The following is a 25805-nucleotide window of genomic DNA, read 5'->3' on the forward strand; positions in this document are numbered from 1 at the left end:
GGTTACCTGGATTCACGACATCGTTCGCAGCAGGCGCCGTAAGCGCAGCGCGAGGTGGAGTTCGGTTGCCGAGCTGGTGGTATGCAGATCGACATCGAGCAGCGTTTCGATCCGTTGCAATCGCTGCTGGACGGTGTTGGTGTGGACGTGGAGATGTTGGGCCGCCGCCCGGATGCTGCGGTCTCGGTCCAGGTAGGCCTCGAGGGTCGGGATGAGACTCGTGTGACGATCGGTGTCGTGCTCTTCCAGTGCACCCACGCGGCGATGCACGAAGTCGCTCAGCTGGGCGCGGTCGGGGTTGGCCAGCAGTAGTCCTACGAAGCCGAGGGTGTCGATGGTGGCCGGGCCGTGTCCGGTCAGCGTGTCTTGGGCCGTGGCGCAGTCCAGCGCTGCTGCGTAGTGCTGCTCGATGTCGCTCGGTCGGGTAGCGGGACCCGAGGCGCCAACCGCTACGAGCAGTCCGGCCTCGTTGAAGGCGGTGGCGACATCGGTTGCCGCGGCGTGTGGGTCGGCCAGCGGAAGGATGGCGACGAGGTGGCCGTCTATCTCGCCGGAAAGCCCGCCGACTCGGTGCGCGTGTCCGCGAAATAGTGAGCGGGTCTGACGTCGGCGATCGGACAGCGTCGACGTGACGAGGACGACGTTCGGCCTGCTGAGCTCCAGGCCCAGGCTCGCAGCCTGTCGGTCCACATTATCGAGCCGTCGACCGCGGACCAGGTCGGTGACCAGGTCGGCAGACGAGCGGAACTGGGCCTCGGAGATGGCGTGCATGGTGGCCAGGAGCAGGGCGGTCGCGGTCGCCGCGCGCTCCAATAGCAGGTGTTCCATGTCGAGGAGATCATCGCGTTCGACGACCAGCACCGCGAGCGGCTCACCGCCGGAATGGGCAGAAGCTGCCCACAGCGGCGCCCCGCCCTCACCTGTGACATGCGCGGTCCGGCCACCGGCAGCGATTCTGTCGAGGTCGCCGCGAGCTATCACGGGCCGCCACGACAAAGGCGCCGCGGCGAGGAGCACACCCTGCGGGTCGAGCACGGCGGCCTTCGCTCCCAGTAGTTCGTTCATGGTTTCGGCGACCGCGTCGATCCCAGTTCCTGGTAGCAGCAGGGCCAACAGCCGGTCATGAGCCTGAGCACCCCATTCGAGCTGAGAATTCACCCGGCTGAAGTTCTCGTTCGCTTCCTCGAGCGCGATGCGAGACCGGCGTGCTTCTTCGTGACGGCGGGCCGCCGAGACGGCCACGGCTGCCAAAGAAGCGAGCGATGTCAGCAGGTCGACTTGTTCGTCGGTGACGCTGACGGGCCGCCGCCAGCTCACCATGAGCACTCCGAGCGGCTCCTGCTTGTCGAGCATCGGCGCTCCAGCCATCGTGACGAGATGGTCTGCTCGAACTGAGGCGTCGCCGGACGGATCATGTTCGATGGCAGGGTCGCTCAGATAATCCTTCGTGACGTAGGGGCTCCGAAGACGCAGCACAAGTCCGGTGAATCCCGCTCCGGCGGGTGTGTGCTGAAGACGGAACGTCTCCGTGCGGGCGCCAGTGGTCGCGCGGATGGTCGAGAACTGCTCGCCGCGATCCACGAGGTTGAGATGGGCGACCTGGCTGCCGATCAGATCGCGAGTCGCCTCGACGATGACAGCGAGCAATTCCTCTAAAGCAGCAGTGCCCAGCAGCCGCTGCGCCGTCTGCAACAGCCGGTACAGCTCGGTCTCCCGGCGAAAGTAACCGGCGTAGTCGGACCGGATGCCCTCGATCGGTGCCTGCAACGAGGAAAGATCCGGCTGTTCACCCGCCTGCGTCAAGCTGTCGGCCAGTCGTGCGATCGCCCGCGTGGTATCGCTCGCGGCGGCTCCGGCCCGGCAGGAATCCAGAAGTGCAGCGATGTCCGCCACGACCGTGGACATGTGTGTGTGAACCTATCCAGATCCATTGAATAATAGTTTTACAACTATATTGCAGGCGTCATGGCCGCCGTAGGTTTGTGCCTCATGACGCATGACAGTTCGCATGGCCAATCTCCTTCGGCGACCGGTCCCGCCAAGTACCTTCCGCTCGAGGGCATCCGCGTCCTCGACCTCACCCGGGCGCTGTCGGGTCCGTTCTGCACCACGCTCCTGGGCGACCTCGGCGCCGACATCATCAAGGTCGAGCCGACCGGCGGCGACATGATCCGCCGCTGGGGGCCGCACGATCGAGGCACCAGCCTCTACCACGTCTCGGTCAACCGCAACAAGCGCTCCATCTCCCTCGATCTCCGTTCGGAAGACGGCAGGGCCGTGCTGCGCCGGCTGGCCGAGCACGTCGACGTGATCGTGGAGAACTTCCGTCCCGGCATCCTGGCGGACATCGGCCTCGACGCCGACTGGCTCGACCGGCACGCGCCGGGCGCCATCGTCGCCAGTGTCAGCGGGTTCGGGAGTAGCGGACCGCTGCGCCGTGAACCCTGCTTCGACCAGATCATCCAGGGCATGGGCGGCCTGATGTCGCTCACCGGCGAGCCGTCCCGTGACGGGGTGCGGGTGGGCCTGCCGATCGTCGACCTCCTCACCGGCATGTTCGCCGCCGTCGGCGTTGCGGCGGCGCTGGCCGGGCGTGCCCGGGGTATTACGACCCGCGCCGTCGGCACCTCCATGCTCGAGAGCGTCCTGGCGGTCCTCACCTTCCAGGCGCAGAATTACCTGTCCAACGGCATCGTCCCCGAACGCGTCGGGAACTCCCATCCGGTCCTGGCACCCTGCGGCGTGTTCCAGACCGCCGACCACGCGATCAACATCGCCGCAGGCACCCAGGCCCACTTCGAGCGGCTCTGCCGGCTGGTCGGCCGCGAGGATCTGATCAACGATCCGCGCTTCTGCGACAGCCCGAGCCGGCTGCGCCATCGCGAGGAACTCGACGCCGTCATCGCCGGGGCTCTGGCCACGGCGGACTCGGCGCATTGGGTCCGCCTGCTCCGTGAGGCCGACATCCCGGCCGGGCCGGTCCACGACATGGCGGGCGTGTTTGCCGACCCGCAGGTGCGCGCGGTCGACGTCGTCGAGAGCGTCAACCACCCCAGCCTCGGCACCGTAAACCTCGTCCGTGGCCCCCTGCACATCGACGACCAGCCGTGCTCCGTGCGGCTGGTGCCTCCCCTGCTCGGCGAGCACAGCCGAGAGATCCTGCGCGAGTTCGGTGTGTCCGAGACCGAGATCGCCGGTCTGGTCGCCGACGGTGTGCTGCTCGCACACGGCGAGATGGCCGAGGTCACCCGATGAGCGAGATCCGGTGGAAGATCGACGGTCCGCTGGCCACGGTGACCGTCTCGCGCCCGAATAAGCGCAACGCCCTGACCGCAGCGATGTGGACCGCGATCGCTGAACTGGTCCCGGAGCTCGCCGAGACCGACGGGGTCCGGCTGATCGCGCTGCGGGGGGCCGGCGGCTACTTCTCCGCGGGGGCCGACCTCGCCGACGTGCTCGCCGCGACCAGTGATCTCGACGCCGCGACCGCGTACTGCCGGATCGTCGTCGGGGCATTGGCCGCCGTCGCCACCTGCCGGATCCCGACGATCGCCGCCGTCGACGGCCTCGCGGCGGGCGGCGGCGTCGAGCTGGCTCTGGCGGCGGACAACCGGATCGCGACTGCCCGCAGCACGTTCCGGCTGCCGTTCGGCGCGCTGGGGGTTGTCCCCGATGGCATCACACTGCGCAGGCTGACCACCATCGTCGGCGATGCGACCGCCCAATGGATGATGCTGACCGGCCGGCCGATGGACGCGGCGAATGCGCTGCGCACCGGGCTGATCGACGACCTGGTCACGGACGTGCCGCTCGACACCGTTCGCCGCATCGCCGAATCCGTGGCCAACCACTGCTTCCCAGCCCTGCTGCGAACGCGGGAACTGGTCAAACCCACGCTCGACGCCGCACGGATCGAGCGCGACGCCGAGGAGATGGCGCGCTCATTCGTGTCGGGACACGTCCGGGAAGCCGTCGTCCGCTTCACCGAGGAACGTTTCCGCTGCGCCGAATCCGCGGCAAGTACCACCGCGAGCTAGGAACCGCCATGTCGGTCCCCCGTCGCCGAACGGCCCCAAGCTCCGGTGCCAAACTCGCAAACCGCCCCAAATGGCGGTGGCGGAGGGATTTGAACCCCCGGACGGTTTTAGCCGTCTCTCGCTTTCAAGGCGAGTGCATTAGGCCGCTCTGCCACGCCACCGCTGCTTAGGGTAGCGGTTGTAGCGTGGCCCTCATGCGTGCCATCGTCGCCGAATCGGCGGAGCAACTGGTTTGGCAGGAAGTGCCCGATGTCTGCGTGGGCCCGGGCGAGGTGCTGGTCAAGGTCGCCGCGGCCGGGGTCAACCGCGCCGACGTGTTGCAGGCGGCCGGAAAGTATCCGCCGCCGCCGGGCGCCAGCGAGACCATCGGTATGGAGGTCAGCGGCACGGTGGCCGACGTGGGTTCCGGTGTCTCGGATTGGGCAGTGGGACAAGAGGTTTGCGCGCTGCTGGCGGGCGGTGGCTACGCCGAGTACGTCGCCGTTCCGGCCGGCCAGGTGATGCCGCTTCCACCGAAAGTCGGTCTGGTCGACGCCGCAGCACTTCCCGAAGTCGCCTGCACGGTGTGGTCGAACCTGGTGATGACCGCCCATCTGAGCCCGGGTCAGCTGCTACTGATCCACGGCGGCGCCAGCGGCATCGGCACCCACGCGATCCAGGTCGGACGCGCTCTGGGCGCCCGGGTGGCGGTCACCGCGGGGACGCCGGAAAAGCTGGAACTCTGTCGCGAGCTCGGGGCGCAGATCACCATCAACTATCACGACGAGGACTTCGTCGCGCGCCTCAAACAGGAAACGCCCGGCGCCGACGTGATCCTCGACATCATGGGCGCGGCCTATCTGGACCGCAATATCGACGCCCTGGCCGTCGACGGTCAACTGGTGGTCATCGGCATGCAGGGCGGGGTCAAGGCGGAGCTCAACCTGGGCAAGTTGCTCACCAAACGGGCCCGGATCATCGGCACCACGCTGCGGGCCCGGCCGGTCACCGGTCCGAACAGCAAGAGCGCCATCGCGTCGGCGGTGACGGCCTCGGTCTGGCCGATGATCGGCAACGAGCGGGTTCGTCCGATCATCGGCACCCGCCTGCCCATCCAACAGGCGGCGCAGGCGCATCAGCTGATGTTGTCGGGCAAGACGTACGGCAAGATCCTGCTGACCGTCTAGCCCGACTCAGCCCAGGGACGCCAGCGCGCGCACCAGCTGGTCCACTTCGGCCGTCGTCGAATAGTGAGCCAGCCCGACGGTCACCGCGCCGCCCACGTCATTGGCGCCCAACACGTCCAGCGCACGGGAGTTGGCATTCGCGATCGCCAGGATGCCGTTGTCGGCCAGGCGCTGTACCACCCGATCGGCGGGCACGTCCTGAAATGCGAAGCTCAGCACCGGTATCCGCGCTTCCGGGCGGCCGATCAGGATCACCAACGGCAACGACCGCAACGACACCATCAAGTAGTCGAAGATCCGGTTCAGGTAGGCCGACGCCGAATGCATCGACACCGACAGGCGTTCGCGGCGAGTCCCGCGAGCCGACTCGTCCAGGGAGGCCAGGTATTCGATGCTGGCGACCACGCCGGCCAGCAGCCCGAACTGGTGCCCGCCGATTTCCAGCCGCGCCGGACCCGTGGCATACGGATTCGTCGACACCGAGGCGAAGGTGTTCAGCAGCGCCGGCTCACGGAAAACCATCGCCCCGACCGGCGGCCCGCCCCAGCCGACGGCGTTGACCGCCACCACGTCGGCCTCGGTTTCCTTGATGTCGATCAGCCGGTACGGGGCGGCGGCGGAATGGTCGACCACCACCAGACCGCCGACGTCGTGGACCAGCTTGGTCATCGCCCGCAGGTCGGTGACCGCGCCCAGCGTCCCCGACGCCGAGGTGACCGCCACCAACCGGGTCGACTTGCTGATCAGGCTCTCCCACTGCCACGTCGGCAGCTCACCGGTCTCGATGTCGACCTCGGCCCACTTCACCTTGGCGCCGTAGCGGTGGGCCGCCCGCAGCCACGGCGCGATGTTGGCCTCGTCGTCGAGGCGGCTGACGATGATCTCGTAGCCCAAGCCGGCGCGCGAGGACGACGCCTCCGACAACGACGACAACAGCACCGCGCGATCGGCGCCCAGCACCACGCCGCCCGGATCGCCGTTGACCAGATCGGCCACCGCCTCACGCGCGGCATCCAACACGGCGGCGCTGCGTCTCGCCGAGGGGTGCGCACCCGCCATGCTGGCGGCAGACCGGCGAAATGCCGTCGACACCGTGGTCGCGACGGAGTCGGGGATCAGCATGCCGGCCGGCGCGTCGAAGTGCACCCATCCGTCACCCAGCGACGGGTGCAACCCCCGCACCCGGGCGACGTCATATGGCATGCCAGCCACCCTAATGCTCTCGCTATATCTGCAAATTGGTGACGGTCGTGGGCGCCCCATCGACGTTGTAGCCGTTATGGCTTCCCGAGCCAGGACACCCGGCCAGCCATACTAGTCCAGTGAGCTTGTGGTTCGGAACGCTGATCGCATTGGTATTGCTGATCGCGCCCGGGGCAATCGTCGCACGGATCGCTCAGCTGAACTGGCCCACCGCCATCGCGGTGGGCCCGCCGCTGACATACGGCGTCATCGCCCTGGCGATCCTGCCCTACGGCGCGCTGAGCATCCCGTGGAACGGCTGGACGGCACTGCTGGCCCTGGCCGTCGTGGCCGCGGTGGTCACCGGCCTTCAACTGGTGCTCGGCCGCTTTCGGGACCCGGACGCCGAGGCGCGGTCGGTCGGTCGCGGTCCGGCGCTGACGGTCGCGGCCGGGGTGCTGTTGGGGGTGCTGTTCATCAGCTGGGCGGCCTATCGCGGGATCCCGCACTGGCAGTCCATCCCCAGCACCTGGGACGCGGTGTGGCACGCCAACACCGTGCGCTTCATCCTCGACACCGGCCAGGCGTCGCCGACCCATATGGGCGAGCTGCGCAACGTCGAAACCCACGCGCTGCTGTACTACCCGTCGGTGTTCCACGCGCTGGCGGCGGTGTTCTGTCAGCTCACCGGCGCCGCAGCCACCACCGGTTACACGCTGAACTCGCTGGCCGCAGCGATCTGGCTGTTTCCGGTGAGCGCGGCGGTACTGACCTGGCGGGTGCTGCGCTCCCGGTTGGCCGAATGGCCGGCCACCTCGGCCTCCGCGGAGTGGCTAACCGCCGGGGCGGCCGCCACCGCGGCGGCATTGTCGGCGTCGTTCACCGCGGTGCCCTATGTCGAGTTCGACACGGCGGCGATGCCCAACCTCGCCGCCTACGGGGTCGCGGTACCCACCATGGCGCTGATCACCTCGACGTTGCGCCACCGCGACCGGATCCCGGTGGCCGTGCTGGCGTTCGTGGGTGTCTTGTCGGTGCACATCAGCGGCGGCGTTGTCGTCGTGCTGTTGGTGTCGGCCTGGTGGCTGTTCGAGGCGCTGTGGCGTCCGGTCCGCGGCCGGCTGGCCGATCTGCTGACCCTGGCCGGCGTGGCGGTGATTTCCGGGCTGATCATGTTGCCGCAGTTCCTCAGCGTCCAGCAGCAGGAAGACATCATCGCCGGGCACTCGTTCCTCACCTACCTGAGCAAGAAACGTGGCCTGTTCGACGCCGTTTTCCAGCACTCCCGCCACCTCAACGACTTCCCCGTGCAGTACGCCCTGATTGTGCTGGCCGCCATCGGCGGGTTCATGCTGCTGGTCAAGAAGATCTGGTGGCCGCTGGCGGTGTGGTTGCTGCTGATCGTGATGAACGTCAACGCCGGCACCCCGCTGGGCGGTCCGATCGGAGCGGTGGCCGGCGGGCTCGGCGAATTCTTCTACAACGACCCGCGCCGGATAGCGGCGGCCACCACACTGCTGCTGATGCTGATGGCCGGCATCGCCGTGTTCACGCTCGTCATGCTGGCGGTGGCCGGCGCGAAACGACTGACCCATCGGTACCGGACGCTGCCCCAGTCCTTCTGGACCTCGGTCACCGCCGCGCTGCTGATAGCGATCTGCCTGGTCAGTACCTGGCATTACTTTCCGCGGCACCGCTTCCTGTTCGGCGACAAGTACGACTCGGTGATGATCGACCAACGCGACCTCGACGCCATGGCCTACCTGGCGACCCTGCCCGGCGCACGCGACACCCTGATCGGCAATGCCAACACCGACGGCACCGCGTGGATGTACGCGGTGGCCGGCCTGCACCCGCTATGGACCCACTACGACTACCCCGTGCAGCAGGGCCCCGGCTACCACCGGTTCATCTTCTGGGCCTACGCGCGCAATGGCGATGCCGATCCGCGGGTATTGGAGTCCATCAAGGCGCTCAATATCCGCTACATCCTGACCAGCAGCCCGACGGTCCGGGGGTTCGCCGTTCCCGACGGACTAGTCTCTCTGGAGAAATCGCCGTCGTGGAAGAAGATTTACGACAACGGCGGAGCCCGGATTTTCGAGTGGCGCGGGCAGGGCTTGACGACGCACTCCTAGTCGACGCGTAAGAGGATGGTGACTGGATTGACTACCGGCAACGACGACCAAGATGTCGAGGGCGTCGAGATCATCGGTGGCGAACCGCGGTTCATGGCGATAGCCGAAGACGACTCCGACGAACGTTCGCTGACCGACCTCGTCGAACAGCCCGCCAAGGTGATGCGAATCGGCACCATGATCAAGCAACTGCTCGAGGAGGTCCGTGCCGCGCCGCTGGACGAGGCCAGCCGCAACCGGCTCCGCGATATCCACGCCATCAGCATCCGCGAGCTCGAAGACGGCCTGGCGCCCGAGCTGCGCGAGGAACTCGACCGGCTGACGCTGCCGTTCAGCGAGGACGCCGCGCCTTCGGACGCCGAATTGCGGATCGCGCAGGCACAGCTGGTCGGCTGGTTGGAAGGTCTGTTCCACGGCATCCAGACCGCGTTATTCGCCCAGCAGATGGCTGCCCGCGCGCAGCTGGAGCAGATGCGCCAAGGCGCGCTGCCCCCCGGCGTCGGCAAGCCGGGTCACGGCCACGGCCACGGCCACGGCACCGGACAGTACCTGTAGACCGTGTCCAAGGGTCCGCACATCGAGACGCGCGATGCGTGGGTGGAGTTTCCCATCTTTGACGCCAAATCGCGTTCCCTGAAGAAGGCCTTCCTGGGCAAGGCTGGCGGCGCGATCGGCCGCAACAGCTCCAACGTCGTCGTCATCGAGGCGTTGCGGGACATCACCATGTCGCTCGAACTCGGCGACCGGGTGGGCCTGGTCGGCCACAACGGAGCCGGGAAATCGACTCTGCTGCGCCTACTTTCAGGCATTTACGAGCCGACGCGCGGCTGGGCGAAGGTCACCGGCCGGGTCGCGCCGGTCTTCGATCTGGGCATCGGCATGGACCCCGAGATCTCCGGCTACGAAAACATCATCATCCGCGGCTTGTTCCTGGGTCAGACCCGAAAGCAGATGCAGGCCAAGGTGGACGAGATCGCCGAGTTCACCGAGTTGGGCGAGTATCTGTCGATGCCGCTGCGCACCTATTCCACCGGTATGCGGGTGCGGCTGGCGATGGGCGTGGTGACCAGCATCGACCCGGAGATCCTGTTGCTGGACGAAGGCATCGGCGCGGTGGACGCCGAATTCCTCAAGAAAGCCCAGTCGCGGTTGCAGAGCCTGGTCGACCGTTCCGGAATCCTGGTGTTCGCAAGCCATTCCAACGAATTTCTGGCCCGCCTGTGCAAGACCGCGATGTGGATCGACCACGGCGTCATCAAACTGACCGGCGGTATCGAAGACGTGGTGCGTGCCTACGAGGGTGCGGACGCGGCCCGGCACGTGCACGACGTGCTGGCCGAGACGGCGAACACCGGCATAGCGCAACAGCCGCTGGCGCAACAAGTGTCCGGGGATGAGTGAGTTCATCGTTGCCGTCGTGGTCACCCACCGGCGCCTCGATGAACTCGCCGTGTCGCTGGAGGTGCTGAGCACCCAGACCCGGGCGCCGGATCACCTGATCGTCGTCGACAACGACGCCGACGACCGGGTCCGCGATTTGGTTGCGGCCCAACCGATCCCCACCACGTACCTCGGTTCGCGCCGAAACCTGGGCGGCGCAGGCGGTTTCGCTCTCGGCATGTTGCACGCGCTGGCGCTGGGCGCCGATTGGGTGTGGCTGGCCGACGACGACGGACAGCCGCAGGACACCGGCGTGCTCGAGACGCTGCTGGCATGCGCCGAGAAATACGGCCTGGCCGAGGTGTCGCCGATGGTGTGCAACATGAACGACCCGCAGCGCCTGGCGTTTCCGCTGCGGCGCGGCCTGGTATGGCGAAGGCGCACCAGCGAATTGCGCACCGAACCGGGGCAGGAGTTGCTTCCCGGGATCGCGTCGCTGTTCAACGGGGCACTGTTTCGGGCCGCCACGTGCGAGGCAATCGGAGTGCCCGACCTGCGGCTGTTCATCCGCGGCGACGAGGTGGAGATGCACCGCCGGCTGGTTCGATCCGGCCTGCCGTTCGGCACCTGCCTGGACGCGGCGTACCTGCACCCGTGCGGGTCCGACGAGTTCAAGCCGATCCTGGGCGGCCGCATGCACACCCAATACCCCGACGACCCCGGCAAGCGGTTCTTCACCTACCGCAACCGCGGCTACGTGTTGTCGCAGCCGGGTCTGCGTAAGCTGCTGCCGCAGGAGTGGCTGCGGTTCGGCTGGTTCTTCCTGGTGACCCGCCGCGACCTCAAAGGCCTGCTGGAATGGATTCGGTTGCGTCGCTTGGGCCGCCGCGAGAAGTTCGGGCGGCCTGATCTGGGAGGGTCGTGATGACGTTCATCGACGCTCAAGCTAGCTTCAAAGCGCAGTCGCGCACACTGGCCCGCGCCCGCGCCGATCTGATCGACGGGTTCCGCCGTCACGAGCTGTGGCTGCACCTGGGCTGGCAGGACATCAAGCAGCGCTACCGTCGTTCGGTGTTGGGCCCGTTCTGGATCACCATCGCCACCGGAACCACCGCGGTCGCGATGGGCGGGCTGTATTCCAAGCTGTTTCACCTCGAGTTGTCGGAGCATCTGCCCTACGTCACGCTCGGGCTGATCATCTGGAACCTGATTAACGCCGCCATCCTCGACGGCGCCGATGTGTTCGTCTCCAACGAGGGCCTGATCAAGCAACTGCCGACACCGTTGAGCGTGCACGTGTATCGGCTGGTGTGGCGGCAGATGATCTTGTTCGCCCACAACATCGTGATCTATCTGGTGGTGGCGGTCATCTTCCCCAAGCCGTGGTCGTGGGCGGATCTGTCGGTGATTCCGGCATTGGGGCTGATCGTGCTCAATTGCGTATGGGTGTCACTGTGTTTCGGCATCCTGGCCACCCGCTACCGCGACATCGCCCCGCTGCTGTTCTCGGTGGTGCAGCTGCTGTTCTTCATGACCCCGATCATCTGGAACGACGACACCCTGCGCCAGCAGGGCGCCGGGCGGTGGTCGCGCGTCGTCGAACTCAACCCCCTGCTGCACTACCTCGACATCGTGCGGGCCCCGCTGCTGGGCGCACACCAGGAGTTGCGGCACTGGGTGGTGGTGGTGGTGCTGACCGTCGTCGGCTGGGCGCTGGCGGCGGTTGCCATGCGGCAGTATCGCGCGCGGGTGCCCTACTGGGTTTAGCGGCCACGGTGGCGACGTCGCGTCATCCCGTCGCAACCGCAGCCACGCCCCGGTTAATCTCGGTCGCGATCGGTGACTATGTGCTCAACGGCCTCGACGGCGTTCACGACATGTCATGATGCGGCGGTGAGCTCCTGCTTGCGGGCCCGGACCCCGACCCGGCCCGGGCAACCGGCGTCCGAACGGGCTCCCGGGCGCGGCGCCCGAGCCATCATCGCCCGCCTGGTCCTGGGCAGCACGGCGACACTGTTCATCGAGCTCGTCCTGATCCGCTGGCTGGGGTCGAACGTGCTGCATCTGTCGTACTTCACCAACTTCGTGTTGCTCGGCTCGTTCCTGGGCATCGGCATGGGCTTCTTGATCTCCCGGAAATCGTGGTCGATCCTGCCGCTGTCCAGCGTGCTGCTGATGCTGCTGGCGCTCGCCGTGCAGCTGTTTCCGATCAGATTGAACCGCGGCGGCAGCGACATCATCTACTTCACGTCGGCCAGCCCCAGCGGCCTGCCGGCCTGGATCGTGCTGCCGGCGGTCTTCGTCGCCGTGGCGACGCTGATGGCCGGACCGGGCGAGGTGGTCGGCCGCTGTTTCGGGCAACTCGATGCGCTCACTTGTTACCGCTGGGACTTGATCGGCTCGCTGCTCGGCATCGGCCTGTTCACGCTGCTGTCGTTCCTGCGGGCGTCGTCGGTGGTGTGGGGAACGATCGCCGCCGTCATGCTGGTGACGCTGAACCGGCGCGGATTCAAAGTGGTGACCGCGATCTCGGGCGCCGGGCTGATCCTGGTCCTGCTGGCGGAGTCGATCACGGCCGGCGTCTCCTGGTCGCCGTACTACAAGGTGCAGACCTGGGGGCACCGGTCGTGGGACGGCGCGACGCTGGTGGCGATCTCGGTCAACGGCATCCCGCACCAGGTGATGGCGCCCGCGGACTGGATTCTCAGCCAGTCCGCTCCGACATACCAGCAGTACCGGGTGCCCTATGAGCGGACGAACACGCTGCGCCTGGATAACGTGCTCATCGTCGGGGCGGGGTCGGGGTCTGATGTCGCCATTGCACTGTCCAAGGGGGCCAAGCACGTCGACGCGGTGGACATCGACCCGCGTCTCGTGCAGATCGGCGTCGGGCGCAACCCCGACCGGGCTTACGCGGACCCGCGCGTCACCGTGCACATCAACGACGGCCGGGCCTTCCTGCAATCTACCGACGCCACCTACGACCTGATCCTGTTCGCGTTGCCGGACTCGCTGGCTCTGGTCAACGGCGCCTCGCAGATTCGCCTGGAGTCGTTCCTGTTCACCGATCGCGCGCTACGGACGGCCTACGAGCACCTCAAGCCGAGCGGGGTGTTCGCGATGTACAACGCCTACCGCCAGCCCTGGCTCATCGACCGGCTGGCCGAGACGGCGGCCGCCGCGTTCGGACATCGGCCGTGCGTCGACCAGATGGCCAGTCACCGTGCGGTGATCACCGTCGCGGTCGATCCGGCCAATCAGAAGTGCGCCGCGCCGTACGCACCGCCGAGCGAGGTCGTCGCGCCCGCCACCGACGACCGCCCGTTCCTCTACTACAAGGGCGGCGCGATCCCGGCCATGTATCTGTGGGCGCTGGCCGGAATCACGCTGATCACGCTGCTCGCGGTTCGGCTGCTGGGCGGGTCGTTTCGATCGATGCGGTCCTACGTCGACCTCTTCTTCATGGGCGCCGCGTTCCTGCTACTGGAGACGAAAAACATCGCCACCTTCGCGCTGCTGTTCGGCACCACCTGGCTGGTGAATGCGCTGGTCTTCGCCTGCGTGCTGGTGATCGTCCTGGCGGCCGTCGAGACCACCCGGAAATTCCGCACTCCGCCGCTTCCGGTGGTGTGGGGGACCATCGTCGCGTCCCTGGCGATGGCGTACGTGATCGACCCGGCCTGGTTGCTGAGTTGGCCGTTCTGGCCGCGACTGGTGGTGGCCTGCGTGATCGGATTCCTGCCGATTTACCTGGCCAACATCGCCTTTGCCAAACGCTTCGCCGCCACCGAGCACGCACAGTCGGCGTTCGCCATCAATCTGCTGGGTTCCATTCTCGGGGGCTGCCTCGAATATGGCGCCCTGGTCACCGGCTACCGCAATCTGCTGATCGTCGTCGGGGTGCTCTACCTGCTCGCGTTCGTGCTGACCCCGAAACGGGACGGCGCGCTGGTCACCGTCTGACCCCGGCCGCCTTGCACCGCCGGCCTTGCGAAACCCCGGCTTCTCAACTGATCCCGGATTCGGCTGACAATTCCCGGTTTTCAGTACGCGCGTTCGAATAAGGTCGGTGTTTGCGGGTATGACGCGAGGGACGCAACCAATGGAAATACCTGTTAGGAAAGTTCTCGTCGCGGTAGTCGCCGCCGGTCTCGCCTTCGGTGGCTGCACGACGGCCTCCGCGGCGCCGACGCCCGATGCGTTCCTGGCCTATCTGCCGTCGGCACTCGCTATCCGGCCAGGGTGGTCGGCCCCGAGATTGCCTAACCCGGTTCCTGACGGCTGCCCGTCCGAGTCACCGGCGACGGTGGCCCGGCCACCCGCGCGCAGCCTGCCCTGGGCCGCTTGAAGGGCAGCAGCGCGTCTTCGGTGCCCGATCGTCAACCGCAGCGGAACTGAGCCATCAAGGGCGGCAACGATTCCCGACCCGATAACGATACCGGGGCCGCCGGATCGGTTGCGGAGTCGATATTGATGCGCGGCAGCGGTTTGTCGCGCGCGGCCGGCAAAACTCGACGCCGTGCCCCCTGAGGGAGCAGGATGCCTTCGTGAGCGACGCCGCGGTGATCGGTTGCGTGGGGACGCTGATCGTGGCGACCAGAGGCGCAGACGGTCCCGGCGAGGTCATACTTTCGGTGCGGGGCACCAGGGAGGCATTCCTGGCCCGCTCTGACGAACCGTTGCCGAAGGGGACCAGCGTGCTGGTGGTCGCGGTTCGGGGCGCGAGAACGGTCATCGTCGAGCCCTGGACCCAGATGGTGTCAACCGAACTTTTCTCCTAGAAACCGTGAAAGTGTAAGGAGTCCAACGATGCTCGGTTACAAGGTGCCCGCTCCCGACGAGGCGATGCTGATCTCCGGCGGCAAGGCCAAGGGCAACGTCCCCTTCCGGGTCGTCACCGGCCACGGCGCCTTCGTCGTCCCCTTCTTCCGAAAGGCCGCCTTCCTGACGTTGGCCATGTGCGAGTCCGAGGTCGCCGAAAAGTGCGTCACCCAGCAAGGCATCACGCTCAACGTCCGCGCCGTGATCGCGTTCAAGGTGGGCAACGACACCGAGAGCATCATCGCTGCCGCGCAACGGTTCCTGTCCGAGCAAGACCAGATGTCGGTGCTCACCGGCCGGATCTTCGCCGGTCACCTGCGCTCGATCATCGGCTCTATGACCGTCGAGGAGATCATCCGCGAGCGCCAGAAGCTGGCCACCGAGGTGCTCGACGGCTCCAAGGAAGAGATGGCCCGGATCGGTCTGACCGTCGACGCGCTGCAAATCCAGTCCATCGACGATGACGGACTCGGCTACATCGATGCGATGTCGGCACCGCATAACGCCGCGATCCAGCAGCAGGCCCAGATCGCTCAGGCACAGGCCAACCAGGCGGCCGCCGAAGCCGAGCAGGAATCGCAGCGCAAGCAGGCCGAGTTCGCCCGGCAAACCGCCATCGTCAAGGCGCAATACAAGGCCGAGATCGACAAGGCACAAGCCGAGGCCGCGCAGGCCGGTCCACTGGCCGAAGCCCAGGCCCAGCGAGAGGTGCTGGAAATGCGCACCGAGTTGGCCCAACGCGCCGCCGAATTGCGGCAGCAGGAATTGGTCGCCGAAGTGGTCAAGCCGGCGGAGGCCGAAGCCGAACGGGTCCGGATCCTGGCCGTCGCCGACGCGGAGAAAATGAAGATCCAGGCCGAAGCGGCGGCGTCGCACAATCGGGTGGCGCTGGACCGGATGCTCATCGACCAGCTGCCGGTGATCGTGGAGAAGGCCGCCCGCGGCCTGGCCGGGGCGAATCTGACCGTGCTCAACGGCGCCGAAGGCCTCAGCCAGGTGGCCGCCGGGCTGGTTTCGCAGGGTGTGGCCATCTTCGACGCGCTGCGCGGCGGAACGCTGGACTACGACGAGGACTCGGACAACGTGGTGTCGCCGCTCACCAGCGGCGCCAAAGAGGGTGCGTAACCACCTGATCGGCACGCCGCATCGGGCGGCACGGCCGCCCGAGGGTTAACGGCGCGAATAACCGGCTATATCCGCTTGGCGAATATCAGTGACGGCCGGGCTTTCGTGGTGTAACACTGAAACGCCGCGATTCCGATGTGCAATCGGCGCGCGGCACCTACCGGCAACCTGGGGCGAAAGGTCTGCGGACGTGAGCGAGGAAGTCCAATCAACGGGGCTGGCGGAAGCGGCGCGCGATCACCTCGCCGCCGAGCTGGCCAGGCTGCGGCAACGCCACGACCGCCTCGAGATCGAGGTCAAGAATGACCGAGGCATGGTCGGTGACCACGGGGACGCCGCCGAGGCGATCCAGCGCGCCGACGAGCTGGCCGTCCTCGCCGACCGGATCAACGAACTGGACCGGCGGCTCAAGTCCGGGCCGCTGCGCGACACCGGGTCCGACACACTGCCCGGTGGCACCGAGGTGACGTTGCGGTTTCCCGACGGTGAGGTCGTCACGATGCACGTGATCTCCATCATCGAAGAGAGCCCCGAAGGCCACGAAGCGGAAACGCTAACCGCCAACAGCCCGCTCGGTCAGGCGCTCGCCGGGCGTCAACCCGGCGACACCGTCACCTACTCCACCCCCCGGGGGCCCAGTCAGGTCGAGCTGATCGCAATGAAGTTGCCCACCTGATCGGCTGACGCACCGGAAACTGAAGGTACCCGAGGCGCTGGCCCGCCCGGCTAGACTTCCCCCCGATGATCCCGCCCGAGCCTGATGCCGCGCCCACGCGCGAGCACCATCAGCACCTGCATCTGACGACCCAGATGGTGCGTTTCGTCGTCACCGGCGGTTTCGCGGCGATCGTCGACTTCAGCGTCTACGTGGCGCTCTACAAAGGGGTGGGCCTGCAGGTTGACCTGTCGAAGTTCATCAGCGTCGTGGTCGGCACCATCACCGCCTACCTGATCAACCGCCGATGGACCTTCCAGGCCTCGCCGAGCAGGGCGCGGTTTGCCGCGGTCATGGGCCTTTACGGGGTCACCTTCGCGGTGCAGGTCGGGCTCAACCATCTGTGCCTGGCGCTGTTGCACTACCGGGGGTGGGCGATACCCGTCGCGTTCGTGATAGCGCAGGGCACCGCCACGGTGATCAACTTCGTCGTGCAACGAGCGGTGATCTTCCGGATCCGCTGAGCGGACTGCGGCCGGATCGATACCGCCACTGCACGCTCGATCGAGCTACCTCCGGTGACGGACGTCGGCGTCCCGCGGCGCCACCGCCGGAGGCGGTACCCTCTTTGACGATGTCGAGCAACGCCAGTTCCACCACCCCCACCCGGCTGACCGGGTGGGGCCGCACCGCGCCATCGGTGGCCGACGTGCTGCGCACGCCGGATCCCGAAGTGATCGCCAAGGCGGTGGCCCAGGCGGCCGACTCCGGTGCCCGGGGCGTGATCGCCCGCGGGCTCGGCCGGTCCTATGGCGACAACGCGCAAAACGGCGGCGGACTGGTGATCGACATGTCCGCGCTGAACAACATCCACTCGATCAGCGCCGACAGCAAGATGGCCGATGTCGACGCCGGCGTCAACCTCGATCAGCTGATGAAGGCCGCCCTGCCGTTCGGGCTGTGGGTGCCGGTGTTGCCGGGTACCCGGCAGGTGACGGTCGGCGGCGCGATCGCCTGCGACATTCACGGCAAGAACCACCACAGTGCGGGCAGCTTCGGCAACCACGTGCGGTCGATGGAGCTGCTGCTGGCGACCGGCGAGATCCGGCGGGTCGCCCCGGATGGTGATGAGGCCGAGTTGTTCTGGGCTACCGTCGGCGGCAACGGGCTGACCGGGATCATCCTGCGCGCCACCATCGAGATGACACCCACCGAGACCGCGTATTTCATCGCTGACGGTGACGTCACCGCCGACCTGGACGAAACCATCGCCCTGCACAGCGACGGCAGCGAAGCCAACTACACCTACTCGTCCGCCTGGTTCGACGCGATCAGTGCACCCCCGAAGCTGGGCCGGGCCGCGGTATCCCGCGGCTCGCTGGCCAGGCTCGAGCAGCTGCCGGAGAAGCTGCGCCGCAATCCGTTGAAATTCGATGCGCCCCAACTGCTGACGTTCCCCGACGTGTTCCCCAACGGGCTGGCCAACAAGTACACCTTCGGGCCGATCGGCGAGCTGTGGTACCGCAAGTCCGGCACCTACCGCGGCAAGATCCAGAACCTCACGCAGTTCTACCACCCGCTGGACATGTTCGGTGAATGGAACCGCGCTTACGGTCCGGCGGGTTTTCTGCAGTACCAGTTCGTGATTCCCACCGAGGCGGTCGACGAGTTCAAAAAGATCATCCGCGACATCCAGGCCAGCGGCCACTACTCGTTTCTCAACGTGTTCAAGTTGTTCGGCCCCGGCAACCGGGCACCGCTGAGCTTCCCGATCCCGGGCTGGAACATCTGCGTCGACTTCCCAATCAAGGCCGGGCTCAACGAGTTCGTCAGCGAACTCGACCGCCGGGTACTGGAATTCGGCGGCCGGCTCTACACCGCCAAGGATTCCCGCACCACCGCCGAAACCTTCCACGCCATGTATCCGCGCATCGACGAATGGATTGCCGTGCGCCGCAAGGTCGACCCGCTGCGGGTGTTCGCCTCCGACATGGCCCGACGTTTGGAGCTGCTCTAAATGGTGCTTGATGCCGTGGGGAACCCCCAGTCCATCCTGCTGCTGGGCGGCACGTCCGAAATCGGCCTGGCCATCTGCGAGCGCTACCTGCGCAACGCCGCGGCCCGCATCGTGCTGGCCTGCCTGCCCGACGACCCTGGGCGCGACGACGCGGTGGCCGCGATGAAGGCGGCCGGCGCGCGGTCGGTGGAACTCGTCGACTTCGACGCGGTGGACACCGAAAGCCACCCGAAGGTGATCGAGCAGTGCTTTGCCGAGGGCGACATAGACGTGGCCATTGTCGCTTTCGGCCTGCTCGGGGACGCCGAAGAGCTATGGCAGAACCAGCGCAAGGCGGTGCAGATCGCCAAGATCAACTACACCGCGGCGGTTTCGGTGGGCGTGCTGCTGGCCGAGAAGATGCGCGCCCAGGGCTTCGGCCAGATCATCGCGATGAGCACCGTGGCCGGCGAACGGGTGCGCCGGTCCAACTTCGTCTACGGCTCCACCAAGGCCGGCCTGGACGGCTTCTACCTGGGATTGTCAGAGGCATTGCGCGAGTACGGAGTTCGGGTTCTGGTGATCCGGCCGGGCCAGGTCCGTACCCGGATGAGCGCGCATATCAAGGAAGCTCCGCTGACCGTCGACAAGGAGTACGTCGCCAACCTCGCGGTGACCGCGGCCGCAAAAGGTAAGGAATTGGTTTGGGCGCCAGCAGCATTCCGTTACGTGATGATGGTGTTGCGACACATCCCGCGAAGCATCTTCCGCAAACTGCCCATCTGAGCATGCCGGGCGCCCGCAACGCGCTGGCCACTATTGGCCAGATGGCCCTGGCAGCGCTGGTGGCTGTGGTCGTAGCCGTGGTGGCACTGAACGCTATTTCGCGGGTGCAGTGGCCGGCTTACCCGTCGTCCAACCAATTGCATGCGCTGACCACCGTCGGCCAGGTCGGCTGTCTGGCCGGGCTGCTCGCCGTCGGCTGGGTGTGGCGCTCCGGGCGGCTTCGCCGGCTGGCGCAGCTGGGCGGGTTGGTGCTGGTGTCAGCGTTCACCGTGGTGACGCTGGGCATGCCGCTGGGCGCCACCACCCTGTACCTGTTCGGCATCTCCGTCGACCAGCAGTTCCGCACCGAATACCTGACCCGGCTCACCGACAGCCCCGCGCTGCAGGACATGACCTACCTCGGGCTGCCGCCGTTCTACCCGCCCGGCTGGTTCTGGATCGGCGGCCGCGCCGCCGCGCTGACCGGCACACCCGCCTGGGAGATGTTCAAACCTTGGGCGATCATCTCGATCACCGTCGCGGTGGCGGTGGCGTTGGTGCTGTGGTGGCGGCTGATCCGCTTCGAATACGCGCTGCTGGTCACCATCGCCACGGCGGCGGTGACGCTGGCCTACAGCTCGCCGGAGCCGTACGCGGCGATGATCACCGTGCTGTTGCCGCCGGTGCTGGTGTTGACCTGGTCGGGGCTGCGCGCCGGCGATCGCCGCCGCGAGCGTGACGCCACAGTCACACCCGACGCCGAGCGTGACGCCACAGTCACACCCGGCCTGCCGACGAAGGCCGGTTGCGCCGCCGTCGTCGGCGCCGGCGTCTTCCTGGGTTTCGCGGCGACCTGGTACACGCTGCTATTCGCCTACAGCGCGTTCACTGTCGCGCTGATGGCGCTGCTGCTGGCCGGGTCCCGGTGGCGGCGGGACGGCCTCAATGCGGCCCTCGACCCGCTGCGCCGGCTGACCGTCATCGCCGTCATCGCCGCCGCCATCGGCTCCAGCACCTGGCTGCCGTATCTGCTGCGGGCGGCCCGCGACCCGGTCAGCGACACCGGCAGCGCCCAGCATTACCTGCCGGCCGACGGCGCCGAACTGACCTTCCCGATGCTGCAGTTCTCGCTGCTGGGCGCGCTGTGCCTGTTGGGCACCCTATGGCTGGTGGTCCGGGCGCGGTCGTCGACCCGGGCCGGCGCGCTGGCCATCGGTGTGCTGGCCGTCTACCTGTGGTCGCTGCTGTCGATGCTGACCACGCTGGCGCGCACCACGCTGCTGTCCTTTCGGCTGCAGCCGACGTTGACCGTGCTGCTGGCCGCGGCGGGCGTGTTCGGCTTCGTCGAGGCGGCACAAGCGCTGGCCGTGAGGCGGCACGCGGTGCTCCCGGTCGTCGGCGCCATCGGACTGGCCGGCGCGATCGCGTTCAGCCAGGACATTCCCGACGTGCTGCGGCCCGACCTGACCGTCGCCTACACCGACACCGACGGCCACGGCCAGCGCGGTGACCGGCGCCCACCCGGCTCCGAGAAGTACTACCCGGCGGTCGACGCGGCCATCCGAAAGGTCACCGGCAAACCGCGCGATCAGCTCGTGGTGCTCACCGCCGACTACAGCTTTCTGTCCTACTACCCCTATTGGGGGTTCCAGGGGCTGACGTCGCACTACGCCAACCCGCTGGCGCAGTTCGACAAGCGCGCCGCCCACATCGAGAGCTGGGCCAAGCTCAAGACCGCCGGCGAGTTCATCGCCGCCCTGGACAAGCTGCCCTGGCCGGCGCCGACGGTGTTCCTGATGCGCCGCGGCCCCGGCAATACCTACACCCTGCGGCTGGCCGAAGACGTCTACCCCAATCAGCCCAACGTCCGTCGCTACACCGTGGACCTGAAGTCCGCGCTCTTCGCCGACCCGCGTTTCAGCGTCGACACCATAGGCCCCTTCGTCCTGGCCATTCGCAAACCGACGGCGGGCCCCTGATGGCCACCGAAACCGCACCGGGCGCGCTGCAACAATTACCATCTACCTCCGTGAGCGACGCGGGAGCAAACTACCGGATCGCTCGGTTCGTCGCCGCGGTCGCAGGCCTGCTCGGGACCATCCTGGCGCTGGCCACCCCGCTGCTGCCGGTCAAGCAGACCACCGCGCAACTGAACTGGCCGCAAAGCGGCACCTTCACCAGCGTCGAGGCGCCGCTGATCGGCTATGTGGCCACCGAACTCAACATCGCCATCCCCTGCCGAGCCGCCGCCGGACTGGCCGGGCCGCAGAACACCGGCAAGACCGTGCTGTTGTCGACGGTGCCCAAGCAGGCCCCCAATGCCGTCGACCGCGGGCTGCTCATCCAGCGCGCCAACGACGACCTGGTGCTGGTGGTGCGCAATGTCCCGGTGGTCAGCGCTCCGCTGAGCCAGGTGTTGAGCCCCGCATGTCAGCAGTTGACGTTTACCGCCCACGCCGACAAGGTGGCCGCCGAATTCGTGGGGCTCAAACAGGGTCCCAACGCCGAACATCCCGGCGAAGCGCTGCGCGGGGAGCGCGGCGGCTACGACTTTCGACCGCAAATCGTCGGGGTGTTCACCGATCTGTCCGGGCCGACACCGCAGGGCCTGAGCTTCTCGGCGACCGTCGACACCCGCTACAGCAGCGGCCCCACCTCGCTGAAGATGGCCGCGATGATCCTCGGCCTGCTGTCGACCGCCGTCGCCCTGGTGGCATTGCACGTCCTGGACACCGCCGACGGCACCCGCCACCGGCGCATCCTGCCGCAGCGCTGGTGGTCGGTCGGCGGGCTGGACGCCCTGGTCATCGCCGTGTTGGTGTGGTGGCACTTCGTCGGCGCCAACACCTCCGATGACGGCTACATCCTGACCATGGCCCGGGTGTCCGAACACGCCGGCTACATGGCGAACTATTACCGCTGGTTCGGCACACCCGAGGCACCCTTCGGCTGGTACTACGACCTGCTGGCAATGTGGGCGCACGTCAGCACCGCAAGCGTCTGGATGCGGCTGCCCACCCTGGCGATGGCCCTGACGTGCTGGTGGCTGATCAGCCGCGAGGTCATCCCCCGTCTCGGCCACGCCGTCAAACACAGCCGCGCCGCGGCGTGGACGGCGGCGGGCATGTTCCTGGCGGTGTGGCTGCCGCTGAACAACGGCCTGCGGCCGGAGCCGATCATCGCCCTGGGCATCCTGCTCACCTGGTGTTCGGTGGAGCGCGCGGTGGCCACCAGCCGGCTGCTGCCGGTGGCGATCGCCTGCATCCTCGGTGCGCTGACGCTGTTTTCCGGACCCACCGGCATCGCCTCGATCGGCGCGCTGCTGGTCGCCATCGGGCCGCTGCGGACCATCCTGCACCGGCGCTACAAGCAGTTCGGCGCGCTGCCGCTGCTGGCGCCGCTGCTCGCCGCGGCCACCGTCACCGCGATCCTGATCTTCCGCGACCAGACGTTTGCCGGCGAGGCCCAGGCCAGCATGCTCAAGCGTGCCGTCGGCCCCAGCCTCAAGTGGTTCGACGAACACATCCGCTACGAGCGGCTGTTCATGGCCAGCCCCGACGGGTCGGTGGCCCGCCGCTTCGCGGTGCTGGCGCTGGTCGTCGCGCTCGCCGTCGCGGTGGCAATGTCGTTGCGCAAAGGGCGAATTCCGGGCACGGCCGCCGGCCCCAGCCGCCGCATCATCGGGATCACCATCATCTCGTTCCTGGCGATGATGTTCACTCCGACGAAATGGACCCACCACTTCGGGGTGTTCGCCGGGCTGGCGGGCTCACTGGGGGCGCTGGCCGCGGTCGCGGTGACCGGGGCGGCGATGCGGTCCCGACGCAACCGCACCGTGTTCGCCGCCGTGGTGATCTTCGTGATGGCGCTGTCCTTCGCCAGCGTCAACGGCTGGTGGTATGTCTCCAATTTCGGTGTCCCGTGGTCGAATTCGTTCCCGAAGTGGCGCTGGTCGCTCACCACCGCGCTGCTCGAGCTCTCGGTCGTGGTGCTGGTGGTGGCGGCGTGGTTCAACTTCGTCGACACCGACGACGGGCCGCCCAAGACCCGGGTCGGGGCACAGCTGGCCCGGATAATCCAGTCCCCGTTGGCAATTGCGACGTGGCTGCTGGTGACCATGGAAGTCGCGTCGCTGACTCTGGGGATGATTTCCCAGTACCCGGCCTGGTCCGTCGGCCGGTCCAACCTGCAAGCGGTCACCGGCAAGACGTGCGGGCTGGCCGAAGATGTACTGGTGGAGCTCGATCCCGAGGCTGGCATGCTGGCGCCGGTGAGCGCTCCGGTCGCCGACGCGCTGGGCGCCGCCCTTTCAGAAGCGTTCACTCCCAACGGAATTCCCGCTGACGTCTCCGCCGACCCGGTGATGGAACGTCCGGGCGACCGCAGCTTCATCAACGACGACGGGCTGTTCACCGGCACCGAAGCCGGCACCGAAGGCGGCACCACCGCCGCACCGGGGATCAACGGCTCCCGCGCCCGGCTGCCCTTCAACCTGGACCCCGCCCGAACCCCGGTGCTGGGCAGCTGGCGAGCCGGCATCCAGGTCCCGGCGCTGCTTCGGTCGGGCTGGTATCGCCTGCCCCCCAAGGAGGAACGCAACAAGACACCGCTGCTGGTCGTTTCGGCAGCCGGCCGCTTCGACCCTCGTGAAGTCCAGGTGCAATGGGCCACCGACGACCAGGCGGCGTCCGGACACCCCGGCGGCTCGATGAGCTTTGCCGATGTCGGCGCGGTGCCCGCCTGGCGTAACCTACGCGCGCCGCTGTCGGCCATTCCGGACAGCGCCACCCAGATTCGCCTGGTGGCCGACGATGAGGACCTGGCTCCCCAGCACTGGATCGCGTTGACACCGCCGCGTATTCCGCGGCTGCGCACCCTTCAGGACGTGGTGGGCTCCCAGGATCCGGTGTTCCTGGACTGGCTGGTCGGGCTGGCATTCCCATGCCAGCGACCGTTCGGCCACCAAAACGGCGTCATCGAGACACCGAAATGGCGGATCCTGCCGGACCGGTTCGGCGCCGAGGCCAACTCACCCGTTATGGACAAGAACGGCGGCGGCCCGCTGGGCATCACCGAGTTGCTGCTGCGCGCGACGACGGTGGCCAGCTACCTCAAGGACGACTGGTTCCGGGACTGGGGATCGCTGCAGCGGCTGACCCCCTACTACCCCGACGCCGAGCCGGCACGCCTGCGGCTGGGCACGATAACCCGTAGCGGTCTGTGGGATCCCGCGCCGATGCGCAAGGGGTAAGCGGGCAGTCCAGTCCGGGCTCAGGAGCTGGCCTAGGTCGTTGAGAAGTCGGCTGCCAGGATGCGCGCGGCCCTCGCGGTCTGGACTCCCGTCGATGACAGTGAAGTGCACAGAGATGGGGCAGTTCATATGCGCATCGCAGCCGACTGTTTGACCCGGCCATAGCCGTGGCCGCGACGATCGCGACCATGCCGAGCTTGTCGCAGCTGTTGGCCTGGCCCCACCGAACATCTGACTGAAGCGGCGGACTATTGGAGGCTCTTCACAATCGAGGGTGTAGTTGGGGTCTGAATCCACCGGTTTCCAGTAGCGATCTGGCAATGTAGTTGGTGAGGTTGCGAAAGCCTAGGGCGGATCCGCGGAGGTGTTCAAGACGGCCGTTGATCGCTTCGGTGGGCCCGTTGGAGGTGCCGGGCCGGTCGAAGTAGGCCAGGACATCGGTGGCCCTCTTCTTGAGCGTGCGCCCGAGGGTGATGACCTCCTGCAAGGCTTGGGGAACGCCGGTGCTCAGCGTGGTGATCAGCGCGGCCATCATGGTGCGGCCGGTGGCGCGGTCGGGGTGGCGGTAGGCGGCCACGGTGCGCTGATACATCTGCCAGGTGGCTTCGACCTCGGCATGGACGTCGACGGCGAATAGGGCTGTCAGCCTGGCCCGTTGCTTGTCGGTAAGCAGATCAGCGCCAGTCTGCAAGGTCCGCCGGCACGCATAGAGCGGGTCGGTCTTGCGGCCCCGGTGCCCGCAGGTGTCCAGCTGGACACGGCGCCGGCATTCATCGAGGGCGTTGCCTGCCAATCGGACCACGTGGAAGGGATCCATCACCGTCGCTGCATCGGGAAGCTCTTCAACGGCCGCGGTCTTGAACCCGGAAAATCCGTCCATGGCAACGACTTCCACACCATCACGCCATTCCTTCGGCCGGTCGGCCAACCATTGCTGGAACGCCTTCTTCGACCGCCCTTCGACCATGTCGAGCAACCGCGCAGGACCAGCCTTGTCGCGCACCGGGGTCAAATCGATGATGACGGTGACGTACTTGTCGCCCCGGCGGGTGTGCCGCCAGACGTGCTCGTCGACGCCGATCACCGCCACCGAGTCGAAGCGGGCCGGATCGGCGATGAGCACCCGCTTGCCTTCGGCCAGGACCGCATTGTTGGCGGTGTTCCACGACACCGCCAGGGCTTCGGCGATCCGAGCCACGCTCAGGTGCTGGCACACAAGGGCTTCCAGCGCCCACTGCAACCCGCGGCGGGAGAGCTTGCCCCGCGACTCGGCGACCTTGCTGCTGTCT

General features: G+C 67.3%; 21 protein-coding genes and 1 tRNA gene. 18 read left to right on the forward strand and 4 right to left on the reverse strand.

The features are described 5' to 3' along the window. Positions 1 to 12: 12 nt before the first annotated feature. Positions 13 to 1905: a helix-turn-helix domain-containing protein gene (locus BST40_RS15665; RefSeq protein WP_083154692.1), complete on the reverse strand. Its 1893-nt coding sequence runs from the start codon at positions 1903 to 1905 to the stop codon at positions 13 to 15. Between the two features lie 84 nt (positions 1906 to 1989). Here BST40_RS15665 and BST40_RS15670 point away from each other — a divergent pair, with 84 nt between their 5' ends. Both BST40_RS15670 and BST40_RS15675 read left to right on the forward strand, forming a co-directional pair. After that, on the forward strand, positions 1990 to 3255 hold the full coding sequence (locus tag BST40_RS15670; protein ID WP_083154714.1) for a CaiB/BaiF CoA transferase family protein: 1266 nt from the start codon (positions 1990 to 1992) through the stop codon (positions 3253 to 3255). Further along, on the forward strand, positions 3252 to 4037 hold the full coding sequence (locus BST40_RS15675; RefSeq protein ID WP_075549813.1) for an enoyl-CoA hydratase/isomerase family protein: 786 nt from the start codon (positions 3252 to 3254) through the stop codon (positions 4035 to 4037). The genes BST40_RS15670 and BST40_RS15675 overlap by 4 nt, the downstream gene beginning before the upstream one ends. A 71-nt stretch (positions 4038 to 4108) precedes the next feature. On the opposite strand, the gene BST40_RS15680 is transcribed toward BST40_RS15675, so the two are convergent. Beyond that, positions 4109 to 4198, reverse strand: a tRNA-Ser gene (locus BST40_RS15680). A 33-nt stretch (positions 4199 to 4231) separates the two neighbouring features. On the opposite strand from BST40_RS15680, the gene BST40_RS15685 reads away from it, so the two are divergent. Continuing rightward, complete coding sequence (locus BST40_RS15685; protein ID WP_208618907.1) at positions 4232 to 5203, forward strand: NAD(P)H-quinone oxidoreductase; 972 nt, start codon at positions 4232 to 4234, stop codon at positions 5201 to 5203. Between the two features lie 6 nt (positions 5204 to 5209). Here BST40_RS15685 and BST40_RS15690 read toward each other — a convergent pair whose 3' ends face one another. Continuing rightward, positions 5210 to 6406, reverse strand: a complete 1197-nt coding sequence (locus tag BST40_RS15690; RefSeq protein WP_075549811.1) for a cysteine desulfurase-like protein — start codon at positions 6404 to 6406, stop codon at positions 5210 to 5212. A 119-nt stretch (positions 6407 to 6525) separates the two neighbouring features. On the opposite strand from BST40_RS15690, the gene BST40_RS15695 reads away from it, so the two are divergent. The 15 genes from BST40_RS15695 to BST40_RS15760 all read left to right on the forward strand — a co-directional run bounded on the left by BST40_RS15695 (position 6526) and on the right by BST40_RS15760 (position 24516). Further along, complete coding sequence (locus tag BST40_RS15695; RefSeq protein WP_083154696.1) at positions 6526 to 8523, forward strand: DUF6541 family protein; 1998 nt, start codon at positions 6526 to 6528, stop codon at positions 8521 to 8523. Between the two features lie 15 nt (positions 8524 to 8538). After that, positions 8539 to 9078, forward strand: a complete 540-nt coding sequence (locus tag BST40_RS15700) for a bacterial proteasome activator family protein (RefSeq protein ID WP_089025172.1) — start codon at positions 8539 to 8541, stop codon at positions 9076 to 9078. A 3-nt stretch (positions 9079 to 9081) separates the two neighbouring features. Then, a complete protein-coding gene (wzt, locus tag BST40_RS15705; RefSeq protein WP_075549809.1) occupies positions 9082 to 9924 on the forward strand; it encodes a galactan export ABC transporter ATP-binding subunit Wzt/RfbE in 843 nt (280 codons plus the stop codon). Then, a complete protein-coding gene (gene glfT1 / locus BST40_RS15710) occupies positions 9917 to 10828 on the forward strand; it encodes a galactofuranosyltransferase GlfT1 (protein WP_075549808.1) in 912 nt (303 codons plus the stop codon). The genes wzt and glfT1 overlap by 8 nt, the downstream gene beginning before the upstream one ends. Next, entirely contained in the window at positions 10828 to 11670 is an 843-nt protein-coding gene (gene wzm, locus BST40_RS15715; RefSeq protein WP_075549807.1) for a galactan export ABC transporter permease subunit Wzm/RfbD, read from the forward strand. The genes glfT1 and wzm overlap by 1 nt, the downstream gene beginning before the upstream one ends. Before the next feature lie 126 nt (positions 11671 to 11796). After that, entirely contained in the window at positions 11797 to 13866 is a 2070-nt protein-coding gene (locus BST40_RS15720) for a spermine/spermidine synthase domain-containing protein (protein ID WP_208618908.1), read from the forward strand. Between the two features lie 139 nt (positions 13867 to 14005). After that, the gene (locus tag BST40_RS31145; RefSeq protein WP_131808382.1) at positions 14006 to 14251 is read left to right on the forward strand and encodes a hypothetical protein; all 246 of its coding nucleotides are present in this window, start codon (positions 14006 to 14008) and stop codon (positions 14249 to 14251) included. Positions 14252 to 14450: 199 nt separating this feature from the next. Further along, the gene (locus tag BST40_RS15725) at positions 14451 to 14684 is read left to right on the forward strand and encodes an NfeD family protein (protein ID WP_083154698.1); all 234 of its coding nucleotides are present in this window, start codon (positions 14451 to 14453) and stop codon (positions 14682 to 14684) included. Between the two features lie 28 nt (positions 14685 to 14712). Further along, a complete protein-coding gene (locus BST40_RS15730; protein WP_083154700.1) occupies positions 14713 to 15849 on the forward strand; it encodes an SPFH domain-containing protein in 1137 nt (378 codons plus the stop codon). Between the two features lie 190 nt (positions 15850 to 16039). Beyond that, positions 16040 to 16525, forward strand: coding sequence for a GreA/GreB family elongation factor (locus BST40_RS15735; protein ID WP_075549804.1), 486 nt, complete (start codon positions 16040 to 16042; stop codon positions 16523 to 16525). A 137-nt stretch (positions 16526 to 16662) separates the two neighbouring features. Further along, on the forward strand, positions 16663 to 17028 hold the full coding sequence (locus tag BST40_RS15740) for a GtrA family protein (protein ID WP_089025174.1): 366 nt from the start codon (positions 16663 to 16665) through the stop codon (positions 17026 to 17028). A gap of 110 nt (positions 17029 to 17138) precedes the next feature. Further along, positions 17139 to 18521 (forward strand): decaprenylphosphoryl-beta-D-ribose oxidase, encoded by a 1383-nt coding sequence (gene dprE1, locus BST40_RS15745; protein ID WP_083154702.1) that lies wholly within the window; start codon positions 17139 to 17141, stop codon positions 18519 to 18521. After that, positions 18522 to 19286: a decaprenylphospho-beta-D-erythro-pentofuranosid-2-ulose 2-reductase gene (dprE2, locus tag BST40_RS15750; protein WP_083154704.1), complete on the forward strand. Its 765-nt coding sequence runs from the start codon at positions 18522 to 18524 to the stop codon at positions 19284 to 19286. Positions 19287 to 19288: 2 nt separating this feature from the next. Beyond that, entirely contained in the window at positions 19289 to 21244 is a 1956-nt protein-coding gene (locus BST40_RS15755; RefSeq protein ID WP_075549800.1) for a galactan 5-O-arabinofuranosyltransferase, read from the forward strand. Beyond that, on the forward strand, positions 21244 to 24516 hold the full coding sequence (locus BST40_RS15760) for an arabinosyltransferase domain-containing protein (protein WP_083154706.1): 3273 nt from the start codon (positions 21244 to 21246) through the stop codon (positions 24514 to 24516). Before BST40_RS15755 ends, BST40_RS15760 begins: the two co-directional genes overlap by 1 nt. A 262-nt stretch (positions 24517 to 24778) precedes the next feature. On the opposite strand, the gene BST40_RS15765 is transcribed toward BST40_RS15760, so the two are convergent. Further along, positions 24779 to 25805, reverse strand: a 1027-nt coding sequence (locus tag BST40_RS15765) for an ISL3 family transposase (protein ID WP_083154708.1), incomplete at its 5' end; no start/stop codon positions are given.

The organism is Mycobacterium persicum, assembly GCF_002086675.1.
In the GTDB taxonomy this organism is placed as follows: domain Bacteria; phylum Actinomycetota; class Actinomycetes; order Mycobacteriales; family Mycobacteriaceae; genus Mycobacterium; species Mycobacterium persicum.